This is a genomic window from Pseudomonas sp. AC083 (genome assembly GCF_979253165.1).
Window position 1 is genome coordinate 1 of record NZ_CEEDDH010000242.1, and the last position, 252, is coordinate 252.

Sequence of the window (252 nt, forward strand, 5' to 3'; positions counted from 1 at the left end):
TGTGAGGCGTTGAGCTAACCAATACTAATTGCCCGTGAGGCTTGACCATATAACACCCAAGCAATTTGCTGACCTGAAAAGGCACCAGATTGCGGTGTGTGAAGACGAAACGAACCGAAAGTTCGAAACGCACAAACACCGAAAGCTGTCACATACCCAATTTGCTGAAGCGAGACCATCTGGTCACGACTCAGTACCCGAATTTCTTGACGACCATAGAGCGTTGGAACCACCTGATCCCATCCCGAACTC

1 protein-coding gene is annotated in these 252 nt (G+C 49.2%); it reads right to left on the reverse strand.

Features of this window, described 5'->3' with window-relative positions; all coding sequences use genetic code 11:
• Nucleotides 1-14: 14 nt before the first annotated feature.
• A partial coding sequence (locus AC0IXA_RS27845) for a hypothetical protein (protein WP_471814970.1) occupies nucleotides 15-252 on the reverse strand: 238 nt, incomplete at its 5' end.